This window comes from Nocardioides aestuarii (genome assembly GCF_039527245.1).
Lineage (GTDB): Bacteria > Actinomycetota > Actinomycetes > Propionibacteriales > Nocardioidaceae > Nocardioides > Nocardioides aestuarii.
In genome coordinates this window covers 1-16,586 of sequence record NZ_BAAAJT010000003.1, presented here as the reverse complement: position 1 = coordinate 16,586, position 16,586 = coordinate 1, and the positions used below count along the sequence as shown (strand labels likewise).

The window sequence follows — 16,586 nt, the reverse complement described above, 5'->3', positions numbered from 1 at the left end:
GCGTCCTGGCTCAGGTGGACGAAGACCTGCGCCTTGACCCGCATCGCGGCGAGCTGCCGCGGGGACAGCCGGCTGAGGCGCTTCGCGGTGTCGGGCAGGTGGTCGGGCGCCCACGCCGGCTGCTCCGGCTCCTCGGTGTCGGTGTCGGTGTCGTCGTCGCCCTGGTGGTGGTCGATGAGAAGCTTGATCAGCTCGGCGGGGCGGGCGAGCCAGCCGAAGGCGCGGGCGCGGAGCTCGTCGCGGTTGTGGTCGTGACCGTGCTCGACGGCCAGGATGTCGGCGACCCGGTCGACCATCGCGTCGATCCAGACCGCGTCGCCGGCGTGGATGCGGGCGATGACGGTCCGCAGCCCGAACTCATCAGTGCGGGACAGCGCGACGTAGCGGCGGTGCTTCTCGGCCTCGCGGCGCATGGCGTGGGCCTCGGGGTCGGCCTCGATGACCTTGGCGGTCGCGATCTCCAGCACCGTGGCGGGGGCGTGGCCGGCGATCGCTGCCGACACGGCCCGATCGACGATCCCGACGGTGGCCGCCGGGAGTGCACGGGACAGGGAGGCGACCTTGCGGGCCACCCACGGCTCGCAGTCGCCGGCCTCGACCACGGCCCACACGCGCGGGAGGCGGTGCTGGAGGTCGAGGGTGTCGGCGGCCAGCGCCCGGGTGGTCAGGGTGTGGGTCTCGCGCGCCATCGCCAGCTCCGGCAGCGCGTACTCCCGCACCGCCGGCGTCCCGTCCCCGCCCGGCGACGTCATCGGGTCGCGCTCCGAACGCGGTTCGCCGTGCATCACGCACCAGTGGGCCACCACCCGCATCTCCGCCACCTCCGCCGCACGCCGCGCGCGGACCGCCTCGTGGGCGGCGTCGAGGACCAGCTGCGCCGAGCGGTCCTCGAGGGATGCGGTGGTGGACATAGCCGCAGTCTACTCGAACATATGTTCGAACACAAGGAGTGACCAGTTGCCTGCTCAGTCCCACCACCAGGTGGACGCGCCGAGCAAGCAGGACGCCAGCTCGATGAGTGTGCCGGCGTCGTAGAGGTCGTACTGACCGTCGGGGAAGTAGCAGTGGTACTGCCACGCGAGAGCCAGCGCCTCCTGCTCGCACGCGGCGGCTCCGACAGCGAGAGCGGGTGCACGAGTGGGCGCAGAGGGGATCGAACCCCCGACATCTTCCTTGTAAGGGAAGCGCTCTACCGCTGAGCTATACGCCCCGGACCGCGGGACACCCTACGGGAGCAAGACCCCGAAAATGAAAAGAGTCGAGCCGCTGGCGTCTCGGGTCACCAGCGGCTCGACAGGAAGAACACTACCTCCCGGGTTCAACCGTTGTCGCGCCGTTCCGCGGAAATCGGTTGAAGATGGCACAAAAGGACTAGACCGCCGCCGTCAGGTGCTTCAGGTGCTCGTCCAGGTCACGTCCGTCGGGCATCGCGTTGTGCACCGACCAGGACACCGTGCCGTCCTTCGCCACGACGTAGGACGACCGCAGCGGGGCGCCCGTCTGCTCGTTGAGGACCCCGTAGGCGCGGGCGACCTCTCCGTGCGGCCAGAAGTCGGAGAGCAGCGGGAAGTTCAGCCCGTCGGCGTCCGCGAAGGCCCGCAGGGCGTAGACCGGGTCGCACGAGATGGCGAGCACCTCGGTGTCAAAGGTCATGAAGTCGGCGAGCCGGTCGCGCACCCCCGCCATCTCGCCGGTGCAGACCCCGGAGAAGGCGTAGGGGAAGAAGATCAGTGCGACGGCCTTCTGGCCGCGGTAGGACGACAGGGTGACGTCCTGGCCGAACTGGTCACGCAGGGTGAAGTCGGGCGCGATCCCGCCGAGGGAGAGGCCTGGGGAGGTTCCGGTCATGGTCCCGTCATCCTCGCATCAGGACCCGGCGTCCTCCCCATCGGCGTCGTCCCCGTCGGCGTCCCTGAGGTCGCGCTTGAGGATCTTGCCGGTGGCGTTGCGCGGCAGCTCGTCGAGGAAGACGACCTCGCGCGGCACCTTGTAGCGCGCGAGGCTCGCCTTCACGTGCTCCTTCAGCTCGTCCTCGGTCGCGCTGGCCCCCTCCCTCAGCGCGACGAAGGCGCGCAGCCGGGTTCCGTAGTCCTCGTCGTCGACCCCGATCGCGGCGACCTCGGCGACGGCGTCGTGGCCGACCAGGCAGTCCTCGACCTCCTGGGGGAAGACGTTCTCGCCGCCCGAGACGATCATCTCGTCGTCGCGGCCCTCGACATGGAGCCGGCCGTCCTCGTCGAACCGGCCGACGTCGCCGGTGGCCATCAGTCCGTCGAGCATGTCCTTGCTGCCGCCGCCGGTGTAGCCCTCGAACAGCATCGAGTTGCCGACGAAGATGCGTCCGGTCTCCCCGGGTGCGGCCTCGTGGCCCTCGTCGTCGTAGATCTTCACGACCGTGGCGTGGGGCGGCCTGCCCGCCGACGCCGGCGATGCCCGGAGGTCCTCGGGCGTCGCGACGCTGGCGTAGGCCACCTCGGTCGAGCCGTAGATGTTGTAGAGGTGGTCGCCGAAGTGGTCCATCCACGAGGTGGCCAGCGACCCGGGCAGCGCCGAGCCCGAGGCCGCGACGACCTCCACCCGGCCCAGGTCGTACGCCGCCAGCGTCTCCTCCGGCAGCGCGAGGATCCGCTGCAGCATGACCGGGATGACCACGAGGGACTCGCACCGTTCGTCCTGGGTCGCCGCCAGCGCCCCCTCGGGGTCGAACTTCCGGCGCAGGACCACGGTGGAGCCCAGCAGCATCGCGAGCGCCAGGTGGGCGAAACCCCAGGTGTGGAAGAGCGGGGCGGCGATGTGGGTGCGCCACCCCTGCTTGAGCGGCAGCCGCGACATCAGCGACACGGCGGCGTCGATGCCGGCCTCGTTGCGCGGCGCACCCTTCGGCGTGCCCGTCGTGCCCGAGGTCAGGATCACGATCCGGGCGTGACGGTCCGGGGGCGTCACGTCGGCGTCGTCGTGGTCGGCGATCAGCCGCTCGAGGGTCGGCAGGTCACCGGCGTCGCCGTCGGTCCAGGCGAGCACCCGCTGCTCGACGTCGGCCTGCTCGAGCAGGCCGGTGAACTCCTCGTCGTGGACGACGGCGCTCGGACTCTCGCGCTCGAGCACGTCCACGAGCTGCGGACCGGCGAAGGCGGTGTTGAGGTAGAGGATGTCGGCACCCAGCTTGGCGACCGCGATCGAGGCGTCGACGAAGCCGCGGTGGTTGCGACACATGACCGCGACCGCGTCGCCCTCGCGCACCCCGAGGTCGGCGAGCCCGCGGGCGAGGGCGTTGCTGCGCCGGTGGATCTCGCCGAAAGTCAGTTCCCCGAGCTCGTCGACGAGACCGGTCCGCCCGGGGTCGATGATGGCCAGCGTCGCGAAGCCGCCGGCCGGACCGGTGCCCCACTGGCGCAGGACGCGGGCGAGGCCGGCGAGCTTGAGCGGGTTGAGGGGGCGGATCACGCCGGCGCCACCGAGCACTTTCAGCGTGACGCCTACGTTCGTGGCGGCGTTCGTCAGCTTCTGCATGATGTCTGGAGGAACGGCCGGGGCCGGGCCGGGTTACGCAGGCGTCTTCGGCGTCACCAGACGCGTGGCCGACCAGTCCTTGCTGACCGCGACCGTGGTCGTCTGGGAGAGACCCGCGACGGGCGCCGCCTCGGCGACGTCGGCGGCGTCGACGGCGTTGGGCCGACCCACCTTCGGGGTCAGCAGCCAGATCACGCCGCCACCGACGAGGTCGGTGAGGGAGTCGACGAGTCCGTCGACGAGGTCGCCGTCCTCCTCACGCCACCAGAGCACGACGGCGTCGACGACGTTGCCGTAGTCGCCGTCGACCATGTCGGCGTCGATGGCGTCCTCGATGGCGATGCGCAGCTCGTCGTCGGTGTCGTTGTCCCAGCCGAGCTCCTGCACGACCATGCCCTTGGTCAGGCCGAGTCGTGCAGCCGGTCCGGAGTTCTCCTCCGCCTGCCCCGCGGCAGGGGCAGCGTCGCTGCCCGCGGTCGAGCCCACTGGTGATCCCTCTCTCTCCCGGGCCGGCGGCCCGTCGGTGTGGAGTAGTCCAGCGGAGTTGCGGCGGCTGTGCAACCCGACCCGGCGCATTCCGGCTACCGCCGGGTAAATTCGCCGGGGTGGTCCAGCATGCAACGATGGACCGGTGAGCGACGACACCACCTCTTCGTCCCAGGGCACCCCCTCCGTCATCCACGAGGGCCTCCCCACCCAGCTCCCCGACATCGACCCGGAGGAGACCAGCGAGTGGGTCGGCTCGTTCGACAGCCTCGTCGAGGAGCGCGGCCGCGAGCGTGCCCGCTACGTCATGCTGCGTCTGCTGGAGCGCGCCCGCGAGTCCAACGTCGGTGTGCCCGCCCTGCGCTCCACCGACTACATCAACACGATCCCGCCGGAGCGGGAGCCGTGGTTCCCCGGCGACGAGGACATCGAGCGCCGGATCCGCGCCTTCATCCGCTGGAACGCCGCGGTCATGGTCTCCAGCGCCAACCGCAAGGGCCTCGAGGTCGGCGGCCACATCGCCACCTACCAGTCGGCGGCCAGCCTCTACGAGGTCGGCTTCAACCACTTCTTCCGCGGCAAGGACCACCCCGGCGGCGGCGACCAGATCTACATCCAGGGCCACGGCTCCCCGGGCATCTACGCGCGCGCCTACCTCGAGGGCCGCCTCGAGGAGGAGCAGCTCTACCGCTTCCGGCAGGAGGTCCAGCACGGCGCCGGCGCAGGCCTGCCCTCCTACCCGCACCCGCGCCTGATGCCCGACTTCTGGGAGTTCCCCACGGTCTCGATGGGCCTGACCGGCATCAACTCGATCTACCAGGCGCGCTTCAACCGCTACCTCGCCAACCGCGGCGTCAAGGACACCACCGACCAGCGCGTGTGGGCGTTCCTCGGCGACGGCGAGATGGCCGAGCCCGAGTCCCTCGGTGCGATCCGGATCGCCGCCCGCGAGGAGCTCGACAACCTGGTCTGGGTCGTCAACTGCAACCTCCAGCAGCTCGACGGCCCGGTGACCGGCAACGGCAAGATCATCCAGGAGCTCGAGGCCAACTTCCGCGGCGCCGGCTGGAACGTGATCAAGGTCGTCTGGGGCCGCGAGTGGGACCAGCTGCTGGCGCGCGACGTCGACGGCGTCCTGGTCAACCAGATGAACACCACGCCCGACGGGCAGTTCCAGACCTACTCCACGGAGAAGGGCGACTACATCCGGGAGCACTTCTTCGGCACCGACCCCCGTCTGAAGGCGATGGTCTCGGAGATGACCGACGAGCAGATCGTGAAGCTCCCCCGCGGCGGCCACGACTACCGCAAGGTCTTCGCGGCCTTCAAGGCGGCCACCGAGCACGTCGGGCAGCCGACCGTGATCCTGGCCAAGACCATCAAGGGCTGGACGATCGACGCCCTCGAGGGCAAGAACGCCACCCACCAGATGAAGAAGCTGACGCAGGACGACCTGAAGAAGTTCCGCGACCGGCTCTACCTCCCGATCTCCGACCGCGACCTCGAGCGCTCCTACGAGGAGACCGGCGCCGCGCCATTCTTCCACCCCGGCGCCGACTCCCCCGAGATCCAGTACATGCTCGACCGTCGCCGCCAGCTCGGCGGCTCGGTGCCGCGCCGCGTGGTGCGCGCCGACGCGCTCAAGCTCCCGGGTGACGAGATGTACTCCGAGCTCAAGCAGGGCTCGGGCAAGAACTCCATCGCCACCACGATGGCGGTCGTCCGGCTGCTCAAGGACTGGATGAAGGACCCGGAGATCGGCAAGCGGATCGTGCCGATCGCCCCCGACGAGTACCGCACCTTCGGCATGGACTCGATGTTCCCGAGCGCGAAGGTCTACAACCCGGGCGGCCAGCGCTACGAGTCGGTCGACCGGAAGTTGTTGCTCTCCTACAAGGAGTCGCCGCAGGGCCAGATGCTCCACGAGGGCATCTCCGAGGCCGGCGCCATGGCGTCGGCGACGGCCGCCGGGTCGTCGTACTCGACCCACGGCGAGCACATGATCCCGTTCTACATCTTCTACTCGATGTTCGGCTTCCAGCGCACCGCCGACTCGATCTGGGCGATGGCCGACCAGCTCGCCCGCGGCTTCCTCATCGGGGCCACCGCCGGACGGACGACGCTGACCGGCGAGGGCCTCCAGCACGCCGACGGCCACTCGCCGCTGATCGCCGCCACCAACCCGGCGGTCGTCCACTACGACCCGGCGTTCGCCTACGAGATCAGCCACATCATGCAGTCCGGCCTCGAGCGGATGTACGGCACGGGCGGGCCCCACGGCGTGGGCGAGGACGTCATCTACTACATCACCGTCTACAACGAGCCGGTCCAGCAGCCGGCCGAGCCGGAGGGTGTCGACGTCGAGGGCATCCTCAAGGGCCTCCACCGGGTCTCCGAGGGGTCCGGCGACGGCCCGCGTGCCCAGCTGCTCGCCTCGGGCGTCGGGTTCCCGTGGATCCTGCGGGCGGCCGAGCTGCTCCGCGAGGAGTGGGGCGTGACCACCGACCTCTGGTCCGTCACCTCGTGGAACGAGCTGGCCCGCGACGCCGTCGAGGCCGAGGGCTGGAACCTCAACCACCCCGAGGCCGACAAGCGGACCGCCTACGTCACCGACAAGCTCCGCGGTGCCGGCGGCCCGATCGTGGCCGTCTCCGACTACATGACGGCCGTCCCGATGCAGGTCGCACGCTGGGTGCCCGGCGACTACCGGGTCCTCGGTGCCGACGGCTTCGGCTTCGCCGACACCCGGCCCGCCGCCCGCCGCTTCTTCCAGATCGACGCCGAGTCGGTCGTGGTGCAGGTCCTGCAGGCGCTCGCCGACGCGGGCGAGATCGACCGGGCGAAGGTCTCCGAGGCGTTCTCGAAGTACGCCATCGACGACCCGACCGCCGTGCGCGGCGTCATGCAGGAGGGCGGCGACGCCTGACCCTGCACGCCCTCGTCGCGACCGCCCTGGCGGTCGCCGGCGGGGGCTGCCCCGTCAGGCGGGAGCGATCCGGGTAACGCTGGCGTCGCGGTCGCGGGCCGTCTCGATGGGGCGGCCGGCCCGCAGCAGCGAGCGGAACCGGGCTCGCGAGTAGGTCGCCGGCTGGGTGGTCCGGATGAACTCGTGGACGACCTTCGCGAACCGCTGCGGGTGGTCCTTGTGGGGGAAGTGCCCCGCGTTGGGGATGACCTCGACCCGCGCGTCGGGGGCGAGCTCGGCGGCGTGCTCGGCGTGCTTGACCGGGATCACCTGGTCGTCCTCGCCCCAGATCACGGCCATCGGCATGACCTGGGTGAGGTAGGCGCGGTCGGCCATCGTCACGATCTGTCCCCGCCAGTCGACGACCGCGCGCACGACGTGGCGGATCGCGTGGCGCGCCGCCGGGTCCTTGAAGGACTCGTAGATCTCGGCGACCTCGTCGAGGTCGCGCGTGTGGCGCGAGGGCAGCCGCGAGAGGCCGACCAGCCCGGCCTTCCCGACGTGGCGTACGCCGGGCAGCGTCAGCAGGCTCATGACGGGGTGGAAGCCGGGGGTGGTGATCGCCCGGATGATCGGGCTGACCTCGGGACCGAGACCACCGGAGCCGACGAGCACGAGCCGCTCGGTGCGCTCGGGGAACTGGTAGGCGAACTGCATCGCCACTCCCCCGCCGAAGCTGTGGCCGACGACGGTCGCCCGGTCGATGCCGAGGCAGGTCAGCAGGTCGCGCATCCCGTTGGCGTAGCCGCCCACGCTGTAGTCGGCGCGCGGTTTGTCGGAGAGACCGTGGCCGAGCAGGTCGGGCGCGATGACGGTGTAGCGGCGCGACAGCGAGTCGATCACCGGCTCCCACGTCGTGTGGTCGCAGCCGAGGCCGTGGAGCAGCAGCACCACCGGTCCGGACCCCGCCTTCACGAAGGCGCGGCGGTGCCCGTGGATGGTGAGGTACTGGACCTCGTACCGCGACTCGACCACCAGGGCCACCTCTCGTGGGGTTCTGGCGGATTCAACCAGATGCCGGGAGCCTGCGGGACCCGCCACCCCATATAGATTCGGCAACATGTCCTCCAGCCGCGAACGGGCCGCCGCCGTGCTCACCCGGTCCACCGGCCAGCTGAGCACGGCCGCGATCACGCGCATGGACTCCGACCTGCCGTGGTTCGGGGAGCTCAGCGCCGAGGACCGGTCGTGGGTCGGCCTGATCGTGCAGGCCGGCGTGAAGGGCTTCGTCGACTGGTACTCCCACGGTGCGGAGAGCCTTCCGGAGGGCACCGAGCTGGCCGCCGACGTCTTCGGCGCCGCACCGCGTGCGCTCACCGGGGTGATCAGCCTCCAGCAGACCGTCGACCTCGTGAAGCTCTCGCTCCAGGTCGTGGAGAGCAGCATCGGATCGATCGTCGACCCCGCCGACGCGACGGACGTCGACGCCGCCGTGCTGCGCTACGCGCGCGAGGTCGCCTTCGCCACCGCCGAGGTCTATGCGCGGGCCGCCGAGGTCCGCGGTGCCTGGGACGCCCGGCTCGAGGCCCTCGTCGTCGACTCGGTGCTGCGCGGCGAGGCCGACGAGGCCGTCATGTCACGGGCGAGCGCGCTCGGCTGGTCCGACCGCGGCGAGGTCGCGGTGGTGCTCGGCCGGGTCCCGGCGCGGCGCACGGAGACCGACGTCTTCGCGGAGGTACGCCGGTCGGCGCGGGCCGCCGGCATGGACGCGCTGTGCGCGACCCAGGGCGAACGCCTCGTCGTCGTGCTCGGCGGCGTGGGCGACACCGGCAAGGCCGCCGCGACCGTCGCCGACCTCTTCGGGGAGGGCCCGGTCCTCGTCGGTCCGGTCACCGAGGGGCTCGACCACGCCCACGTCTCGGCCCGGGCCGCGATGTCGGCCTACCGCGCCGCCTCCGGCTGGCCCGAGGCACCCCGGCCCGCGACCAGCGCCGAGCTGCTGCCCGAGCGGGTCCTGGCCGGCGACGGCCACGCGCGGCGCCACCTCGTCGACGAGGTCTACCTGCCGCTGGTGCAGGCCCGCGGCACCCTGATCGAGACGCTCGCCGCGTTCTTCGGCACCGGGGGCTCGATCGAGGCGACGGGCCGCGCGCTCTTCGTCCACCCCAACACCGTCCGCTACCGGCTCAAGCAGGTCACCGACCTGACCGGCTTCTCCCCCACGGACGCCCGCGACGCCTTCGCGCTGCGGATCGCCCTCGGCCTCGGCCGGCAGTCCGGCCGGGGCGAGAACTTGTAGGAACCCCACAAAGATCCCCGAGCGGGTTTCGTGGGTGGCGGAGAGGCCGCCACGGCCCGTCGACCGGCAGAGTTGATCTCGTGCTCGTCATCGTCGCGCCCGGCCAGGGCGCCCAGACCCCCGGCTTCCTGACCCCGTGGCTCGAGGACCCCACCTTCGCCTCGCGCATGCACTGGCTCTCGACGGTCGCCGGTGTCGACCTGATCCACCACGGCACCGAGTCCGACGCCGACACGATCCGGGAGACCCAGATCGCGCAGCCGCTGCTGGTCGCGACCGGCCTCGTGGCCGCCCTGGAGCTCTTCCCGCACCCGGCTGACGCCTTCTCCACCATCGGCGCCGTCGCGGGCCACAGCGTCGGCGAGATCGCGGCCGCAGCGGGTGCCCGGGTCATCACGGCCGAGCAGGCCATGGTGCTGGTCCGCGAGCGCGGGAAGGCGATGGCCGACGCCGCCGCGGCCACGCCCACGGGCATGACCGCCGTGCTCGGCGGCGACCGCGACGAGGTGCTGGCCGCGCTGGAGAAGCACGGCCTCACCCCCGCCAACGACAACGGCCCGGGCCAGGTCGTGGCCGCCGGCACCGTCGAGCAGCTCGAGGCGTTCGCTGCCGACGGTCCCGCCAAGGCGCGCCTGGTGCCGCTGAGCGTCGCCGGCGCCTTCCACACCGAGCACATGGCCCCTGCGGTCGGTCACCTCGCCTCGCTGGCCCGCAGCGTCTCGGTCCACGACGCCCGGATCCCCGTCATCTCCAACCGCGACGGCACCGTCGTCCACGAGGGCCGCGACGTGCTCGCCCGGCTGGTCGGCCAGATCGCCAACCCGGTCCGCTGGGACCTCTGCCTCGAGACGATGTCCGACCTCGGCGTGACGGGGATCCTCGAGATGCCGCCCGCCGGCACGCTCACCGGCATCGCCAAGCGAGCACTGAAGGGGGTGGAGACCTTCGCGCTCAAGACGCCCGACCAGCTCGACGACGCGCGAGCGTTCGTCCAGAAGCACGGCGAGGCCTCCCCGTTCGACACCACGCCGACCTGGCGCATGGTCGTCTCCCCCGCCAAGGGGACCTTCCACCAGGCCGAGGACGCCGCCGGCGCCGACCTGCTGGCCCCCGGCGCCGCCATCGGCGACGTCGCCAACCGGCGCGAGCGTCACCGCATCGTCGCCCAGCACGGCGGCCAGGTCGTCGAGTGGCTGGTCGAGGACGGCGACCTCGTCTCGCCCGGCCAGCCGCTGCTGCGGCTCCACCCGGAGGGGGCCGCCTGATGGCCGCCATCTCCTCGGTCACCGGCGCCCCCCACGCGGCGATCCTCGGCATCGGCGCCTACCGGCCCTCCCGCGAGATCCCCAACTCCGAGGTCGTCGAGGCGATCGACTCCAGCGACGAGTGGATCCAGCAGCGCTCCGGCATCAAGCAGCGCCGCTGGGCGACGCCCGAGGAGACCATCCAGCTGATGTCGGTGGGCGCGGCCCGCGAGGCCATCGAGCGCGCCGGCATCGTCCCCGAGCAGATCGACTGCGTGATCGTCGCGACGGTCACCCACCTGCTCCAGACCCCGGCGATCGCCACCGCCATCGCCCACGAGCTCGGCACCCAGAACGCCGCCGCCTTCGACATCTCCGCCGCCTGTGCCGGTTTCTGCCACGGTGTCTCGCTGGCCGCCGACATGGTCCGCTCCGGCAGCGCCGGTCACGCCCTGGTGATCGGTGTCGAGCGGCTCTCCGACATCACCGACCTCTACGACCGCGGCACCGCGTTCATCTTCGCCGACGGCGCAGGGGCGGCGGTGGTCGGTCCCAGCGACACCCCGGGCATCGGTCCGGTCGTCTGGGGCTCCGACGGTGAGCAGTACGACCTGATCCGTCAGAAGGAGGACTGGCGCGACGTCGTCGGCACCCCCACCGTCCCCGGGTCCGGCGTCATGCCCCACCTCGTCATGGAGGGCAACCCCGTCTTCCGCTGGGCCAGCTTCGCGATGGCGAAGGTCGGCCAGCAGGCGCTCGACCGCGCAGGGATCGGCGTCGACGACCTCGACGTGTTCGTCCCCCACCAGGCCAACATGCGCATCATCGACGCGATGGCACGCTCGATGAAGCTGCCCCAGCACGTCCGCATCGCCCGCGACATCGCCGAGCAGGGCAACACCTCGGCGGCCTCCATCCCGCTCGCACTCCACCGGATGATCGAGGAGGGTGAGGCCCGCAGCGGCGACACCGCCCTCCTCATCGCCTTCGGTGCCGGCCTCGCCTACGCCGCGCAGGTCGTCACCGTCCCCTGATCCCGCAGCACCGTTGGCAACCACCACAGAAAGAGGAACCATGCCCACCACCGAAGAGATCCGCGCCGACCTCGCCGAGATCGTCAACGAGGTCGCCGGCATCGACCAGGACGACGTCCAGCTCGACAAGTCCTTCGTCGACGACCTCGACGTCGACTCGCTCTCGATGGTCGAGGTCGTCGTGGCGGCCGAGGAGAAGTTCGGCGTCTCGATCCCCGACGACGAGGTCAAGAACCTCAAGACCGTCGGCGACGCCGTGGCCTTCATCGAGCGCGCCCAGGGCTGACCGCACCTCCGTCCTCCTCCACCCCCTCGTCGAAAAGGTTTCAGTTGATGAGTCGCACCCGAGTCATGGTCACCGGGATGGGCACCACCAGCCCCCTCGGTGGTGACGTCGCGAGCACCTGGGACGGCATGCTCGCCGGCCGGTCCGGCGTCCGCCACCTCACCGACGAGTGGGCGGAGGAGATGCCGGTCAAGATCGCCGGCCGCGTCGCCGTCGAGCCCACCGAGGTCCTCGAGCGGGTCAAGGCGCGCCGTCTCGACCGCTCCTCGCAGTTCGCCCTGGTGGCGGCCATGGAGGCCTGGCGCGACGCGGGCCTGGAGGATGCCGAGATCGAGAAGGAGCGCCTCGGTGTCGCCATGGCCTCCGGCATCGGCGGCGTCAACACCCTGCTCGACAACTACGACGCGCTGAAGGAGAAGGGGCCCCGGCGGGTGTCCCCCCTCGCCGTCCCCATGCTGATGCCCAACGCGCCCGCCGCCCAGATCAGCCTGCTGGTCGGTGCTCGCGCGGCGGTCAACACGCCGGTCTCCGCCTGCGCCTCCGGCAACGAGGCGATCGCCCTCGCCGTCGACCAGATCCGGCTCGGCCGGGCCGACGTCGTCGTCGCCGGCGGCACCGAGGCGGCGATCCACCCGCTGCCGATGGCCGCGTTCGCCAACATGATGGCGCTGTCGAAGAACGCCGGAGACCCGACGACCGTCTCCCGCCCCTGGGACACCGGTCGCGACGGCTTCGTCCTCGGCGAGGGCGCCGGCGTCCTGGTCCTCGAGTCCGAGGAGCACGCCCGCGCCCGCGGCGCGAAGGTCTACGCCGAGGTGCTCGGCGCCGGCATCACCGCCGACAGCCACGACATCGCCCAGCCGGACCCTGAGGGCCGCGGCGGCTCGCGGGCCATCGTGCGCGCGCTCCAGGAGTCGGAGATCGACCCCTCGGCGATCGTCCACGTCAACGCCCACGCGACGTCGACCCCCCAGGGCGACATCGCCGAGGGCCTCATGCTCCACGCGACGCTGGGCAGCCACGTCTCCCAGGTCGTGGTCACGTCCACGAAGTCGATGACCGGCCACCTCCTCGGTGGCGCCGGGGCGCTCGAGGCCATCGCCACGATCCTGGCCGTCCACCACCGGCAGGCGCCGCCGACGATCAACCTCGACGACCAGGACCCGGCCGTCGAGCTCGACATCGCCACCAAGGTCCGCGACCTGCCCCCGGGGGACATCGCCGCCCTCAACAACTCCTTCGGCTTCGGTGGCGCCAACGTCGCCGTCGCGTTCGGGAGCGTGTCGTGACCACGGCCCCGGCCAAGCCGGCCAAGCTGCCCCGCGACCAGGACCCGCGCAACCCGGTCACCCGGCTGCGCGCCCTGCTCGACGAGGGCACGATGGAGCTGATCACGCCCGACGACGACTCCGGGATGCTGGCCGCGGTCGGCAGCGTCGACGGCACCCACGTCGTGGCCTTCTGCTCCGACGCCACCGTGATGGGTGGAGCGATGGGCGACGTCGGATGCCGGGTGGTCGTCGACGCCTACCACCGGGCCATGACCGACGGGGTGCCGATCATCGGGCTGTGGCACTCCGGTGGTGCCCGGCTCGCCGAGGGAGTGCTGTCCCTCCACGCCGTGGGCCGGATCTTCCACGTGATGACCCAGGCGTCGGGCCGGATCCCCCAGATCTCCGTCGTGCTCGGTCCCGCCGCCGGCGGCGCCGCCTACGGACCCGCCCTCACCGACGTGGTGATCCTCGGCCCCGACGGCCGGATCTTCGTGACCGGACCGGACGTGGTCCGCTCGGTGACCGGCGAGGACGTCGACATGCTGCGGCTCGGTGGTCCCGAGCCGCACGGCCGTCGCTCCGGTGTGGTCCACATCCTCACCGAGTCCGAGCAGGAGGCCCTCGACCGCGCCCGCACGGTCGCCCACCTCCTGGGGTCGCAGGGCAGCCTCGACGTGCCCGGCGTGGAGGACCGCGACCTCGCGGACCTGCTCCCGGAGTCCAAGAAGCGCGCCTACGACGTCCACCCCCTGGTCGAGTCGTTGCTCGACGAGGACACGATGCAGGAGCTCCACGCGCGCTGGGCACCCAACATCGTGACCGCGCTGGGCCGCTTCGGGGGTCGTACCGTCGGCGTCGTCGCCAACAACCCGCTGCGGCTCGGCGGCTGCCTCGACTCGCTGTCGGCGGAGAAGGCCTCCCGCTTCGTGCGCATGTGCGACGCCTTCGGGGTGCCGCTGGTGGTGGTCGTGGACGTCCCCGGCTACCTCCCCGGCGTCGGCCAGGAGTGGGACGGCGTCGTCCGCCGCGGCGCCAAGCTGCTCCACGCCTTCGGCGAGTGCGTCGTGCCGCGGGTGACCCTGGTGACCCGCAAGACCTACGGTGGCGCCTACATCGCCATGAACGCGCGGTCGCTCGGCGCCACCAAGGTGATGGCGTGGCCGGGCGCGGAGGTGGCCGTCATGGGCGCCGTGGCGGCGATCCGGATCCTCCACCGCCGCAAGCTGGCGGAGGTCTCCCCCGACATCCGCCCGCAGGTCGAGGCCGAGCTGGCCGCCGAGCACGAGCGGATCGCGGGAGGCGTCGACCGTGCGGTCGAGATCGGGGTCGTCGACGAGGTCGTCGAGCCCGGCCGCACCCGGTCGGCCATCGCCGAGGCGATCGACGCCGCGGTCCAGACGGTGGGCGTGCGCCGCGGCCAGCACGGGAACATCCCGCTCTGACGCCGTAACGCACGTCACAGACGGGCGTTGGTCTGCGTGGGAGGTTTCCACGCATGCCACTGAGGACACTGCTGATCGCGCTGGCCCTCGCTCTCGGGCTGGTCTCGACGACCCTCACCACCCCGGCGACGGCCGGTGACAGCGACTACGGGCGGACCTGGCGCCAGGACGGAACCCTGCGTCAGGGCTGCCACGGCTACCGCTTCGGTTATCGCGTACGACCGGCGGCGGTGCTCGACGGCGCCAACGACGACTGGTCGGCGGAGTTCTTCCTCGTCGACCCGCGGGGTCACGGGCTCGGCTCGGTCGTGAAGGACAGCGACATCGACCTGCGCCGTGGCCGTGGCCGGTTCCGCGTCTGCCGCGAGACCACCCGCCCCGGCCGCTTCAAGATCCGCGGCAAGCTGTCGGTCTACGACGACGGCGTCCTCGAGGACGAGGTGTGGATCAAGGTGGGGCGCTTCCGCCTCCGGAGGCCCTGAGGCCGCCCGCTACACCACCTGGTGCAGCCAGCGCACCGGGGCACCGTCGCCGGCGTGCCGGAAGGTCTCGAGCTCGTCGTCCCACGGCTTGCCGAGCAGCTTGTCGACCTCGTGGACCAGCGTGGTGTCACCGAGCGCAGCCTTCACGACCGCGGCCTTGAGCCGGTCCTCGGGGATCATGATGTCGCCGTGGATGCCGGTGACGGCGTGGAAGACCCCGAGCTCCGGGGTGTAGGAGTAGCGGGAGCCCTCGGTGCCGCTCGTCGGCTCCTCGGTCACCTCGAAGCGGAGGTGGTTCCACCCGCGCAGCGCGGACGCGATGGCGGCCGCGGAACCGGTCGACCCGGTCCACGAGAGCTCGGCCCGGTAGGTGCCGGGCTGCGCGGACTGAGGGGTCCAGTCGACGTTCACGGCAACGCCGAGCACGCCGCCCACGGCCCACTCGACGTGCGGGCACAGCGCGGACGGCGCGGAGTGGACGTACAGGACGCCCCTCGTGGTGGTGGTGCGTGCGGTCACGGTGACCCCTCCTTCGTTCCGGCGCGAGCTACGCCTTCCCCAGCGGGCTCGTCGAATCACGAAGGTGTGGCCTGGTGTGAGTCACACGGATGTAGTTGTGGTCCTAGTGTGACGCATGGGGCGCCCGGACGCCAGCACTTCAGTCGAGTGCGCGCTCCAGGGTCGCTGCTCGTCCCCCGGCGTCGGTGATCTCCTCGGCGTCGATCGCCTCGGTGCGGTGGAACCACTCGAGGGCGTCCTGGGTCCGACCCGCGGCCTCCAGGGTGTCGGCGTAGGCATAGCGCAACCGCACGACCCAGGGCTCGCGGCTCTTGCTGTTGAGCGGTGCGAGCTCGAGCGTGCGCAGCGCCGCGTCCAGCTGGCCCAGGTCGCGTCGCGCACCGGCCTCGACGATCGTCATCTCGGCCTTCGCCTCGGAGGAGAAGTTGGCCACCCCGGGGCTCTTCGCGAGCTTGAGCGCCTGCTCGGGCTGGCCGAGCGCACGGTGGCAGTCGGCCATGATCGGGAGGTAGGCGGTCGCCCCGTTCATCCGCTTCGCAGCGCGGAGCTCCGCCAGGGCCTCGGCGTAGTGGCCGGCCGCGTAGGCCGCCTCGCCGGTCGCCTCGCGGACGACAGCCAGACGCGACGCCCGCGCTCGCGCCGCCAGCGTGTGCTGGTAGGCGGTCTCCGGGTCGTCGTCGATCAGCAGACCGGCTGCGGCCAGGTGCCGCGCGACGCGGTTCGCCAGCTTCTCGGGCAGCCCCTTGAGCTGACCGGCCACCGCGCGGTCGAGCTCCTTGCCCGTCACGTCCTCCGGGAGCGGCGGACCGTCGTAGCGGGCCTGCGCCTCCGAGCGCGACTCCTGCTTGTCGGCCGGACGCTTCCAGTCACGATCGCGCGGGGGGCGCTTGCCGCCCTGCTGCGGACGTCCGCCCTGGGGGCGGCCCTTGCCTCGGGCGGGACCGCCCTGGCGACGCTGCTCAGCCACGTGCTGACTCCTTCATGAAATGCGTGAAGGCCACCCGGAACGGATGGCCTTCACGACGAAGAATTGTCCGGCGGCGTCCTACTCTCCCACAGCCTCGCGACTGCAGTACCATCGGCGCTGAACGGCTTAACTTCCGGG

The 16,586-nt window shown here is 71.6% G+C and carries 14 protein-coding genes, 1 tRNA gene, 1 rRNA gene and 1 pseudogene; 8 read left to right on the top strand and 9 right to left on the bottom strand.

From position 1 onward, the window contains the following. From ABD091_RS17605 to ABD091_RS17585, 5 genes and pseudogenes are all read right to left on the bottom strand, one after another. Window positions 1-911, bottom strand: a pseudogene (locus tag ABD091_RS17605) (hypothetical protein); the annotation flags it as partial. A 227-nt stretch (window positions 912-1,138) separates the two neighbouring features. Further along, window positions 1,139-1,210: transfer RNA gene (locus tag ABD091_RS17600), tRNA-Val, on the bottom strand. A gap of 161 nt (window positions 1,211-1,371) precedes the next feature. Then, window positions 1,372-1,848: a peroxiredoxin gene (locus ABD091_RS17595; RefSeq protein WP_343921035.1), complete on the bottom strand. Its 477-nt coding sequence runs from the start codon at window positions 1,846-1,848 to the stop codon at window positions 1,372-1,374. 18 nt (window positions 1,849-1,866) lie between these two features. Continuing rightward, window positions 1,867-3,510: an AMP-binding protein gene (locus tag ABD091_RS17590; protein WP_343921033.1), complete on the bottom strand. Its 1,644-nt coding sequence runs from the start codon at window positions 3,508-3,510 to the stop codon at window positions 1,867-1,869. A gap of 33 nt (window positions 3,511-3,543) precedes the next feature. Further along, complete coding sequence (locus ABD091_RS17585) at window positions 3,544-3,996, bottom strand: DUF3052 domain-containing protein (protein WP_343921031.1); 453 nt, start codon at window positions 3,994-3,996, stop codon at window positions 3,544-3,546. A 145-nt stretch (window positions 3,997-4,141) separates the two neighbouring features. On the opposite strand from ABD091_RS17585, the gene aceE reads away from it, so the two are divergent. Continuing rightward, window positions 4,142-6,922: a pyruvate dehydrogenase (acetyl-transferring), homodimeric type gene (gene aceE / locus ABD091_RS17580; RefSeq protein WP_343921029.1), complete on the top strand. Its 2,781-nt coding sequence runs from the start codon at window positions 4,142-4,144 to the stop codon at window positions 6,920-6,922. Between the two features lie 54 nt (window positions 6,923-6,976). Here the strand turns inward: aceE and ABD091_RS17575 are convergent, their stop codons facing one another. After that, window positions 6,977-7,936 carry an alpha/beta fold hydrolase gene (locus ABD091_RS17575; RefSeq protein WP_343921027.1) on the bottom strand — a complete coding sequence of 320 codons (960 nt, stop codon included), beginning with the start codon at window positions 7,934-7,936 and terminating at the stop codon, window positions 6,977-6,979. Between the two features lie 85 nt (window positions 7,937-8,021). On the opposite strand from ABD091_RS17575, the gene ABD091_RS17570 reads away from it, so the two are divergent. The 7 genes from ABD091_RS17570 (at window position 8,022) to ABD091_RS17540 (ending at window position 14,962) form a co-directional block, all read left to right on the top strand. Then, on the top strand, window positions 8,022-9,200 hold the full coding sequence (locus tag ABD091_RS17570) for a PucR family transcriptional regulator (protein ID WP_343921025.1): 1,179 nt from the start codon (window positions 8,022-8,024) through the stop codon (window positions 9,198-9,200). Between the two features lie 80 nt (window positions 9,201-9,280). Then, window positions 9,281-10,465: an acyltransferase domain-containing protein gene (locus tag ABD091_RS17565; protein ID WP_343921023.1), complete on the top strand. Its 1,185-nt coding sequence runs from the start codon at window positions 9,281-9,283 to the stop codon at window positions 10,463-10,465. Then, complete coding sequence (locus ABD091_RS17560; RefSeq protein WP_343921021.1) at window positions 10,465-11,478, top strand: beta-ketoacyl-ACP synthase III; 1,014 nt, start codon at window positions 10,465-10,467, stop codon at window positions 11,476-11,478. Before ABD091_RS17565 ends, ABD091_RS17560 begins: the two co-directional genes overlap by 1 nt. 40 nt (window positions 11,479-11,518) lie before the next feature. Continuing rightward, a complete protein-coding gene (locus tag ABD091_RS17555) occupies window positions 11,519-11,764 on the top strand; it encodes an acyl carrier protein (RefSeq protein ID WP_343921018.1) in 246 nt (81 codons plus the stop codon). Window positions 11,765-11,811: 47 nt separating this feature from the next. Continuing rightward, window positions 11,812-13,053 carry a beta-ketoacyl-ACP synthase II gene (gene fabF, locus ABD091_RS17550; protein ID WP_343921016.1) on the top strand — a complete coding sequence of 414 codons (1,242 nt, stop codon included), beginning with the start codon at window positions 11,812-11,814 and terminating at the stop codon, window positions 13,051-13,053. Beyond that, the gene (locus ABD091_RS17545; RefSeq protein ID WP_343921014.1) at window positions 13,050-14,480 is read left to right on the top strand and encodes an acyl-CoA carboxylase subunit beta; all 1,431 of its coding nucleotides are present in this window, start codon (window positions 13,050-13,052) and stop codon (window positions 14,478-14,480) included. The genes fabF and ABD091_RS17545 overlap by 4 nt, the downstream gene beginning before the upstream one ends. 53 nt (window positions 14,481-14,533) lie before the next feature. After that, window positions 14,534-14,962, top strand: coding sequence for a hypothetical protein (locus tag ABD091_RS17540; protein WP_343921012.1), 429 nt, complete (start codon window positions 14,534-14,536; stop codon window positions 14,960-14,962). Between the two features lie 9 nt (window positions 14,963-14,971). Here the strand turns inward: ABD091_RS17540 and ABD091_RS17535 are convergent, their stop codons facing one another. The 3 genes from ABD091_RS17535 to rrf form a co-directional block, all read right to left on the bottom strand. Further along, complete coding sequence (locus tag ABD091_RS17535) at window positions 14,972-15,481, bottom strand: DUF3145 domain-containing protein (protein WP_343921010.1); 510 nt, start codon at window positions 15,479-15,481, stop codon at window positions 14,972-14,974. 139 nt (window positions 15,482-15,620) lie between these two features. After that, window positions 15,621-16,448, bottom strand: coding sequence for a tetratricopeptide repeat protein (locus tag ABD091_RS17530; protein WP_343921007.1), 828 nt, complete (start codon window positions 16,446-16,448; stop codon window positions 15,621-15,623). Between the two features lie 65 nt (window positions 16,449-16,513). Beyond that, a 5S ribosomal RNA gene (gene rrf, locus ABD091_RS20255) occupies window positions 16,514-16,586 on the bottom strand; the annotation flags it as partial.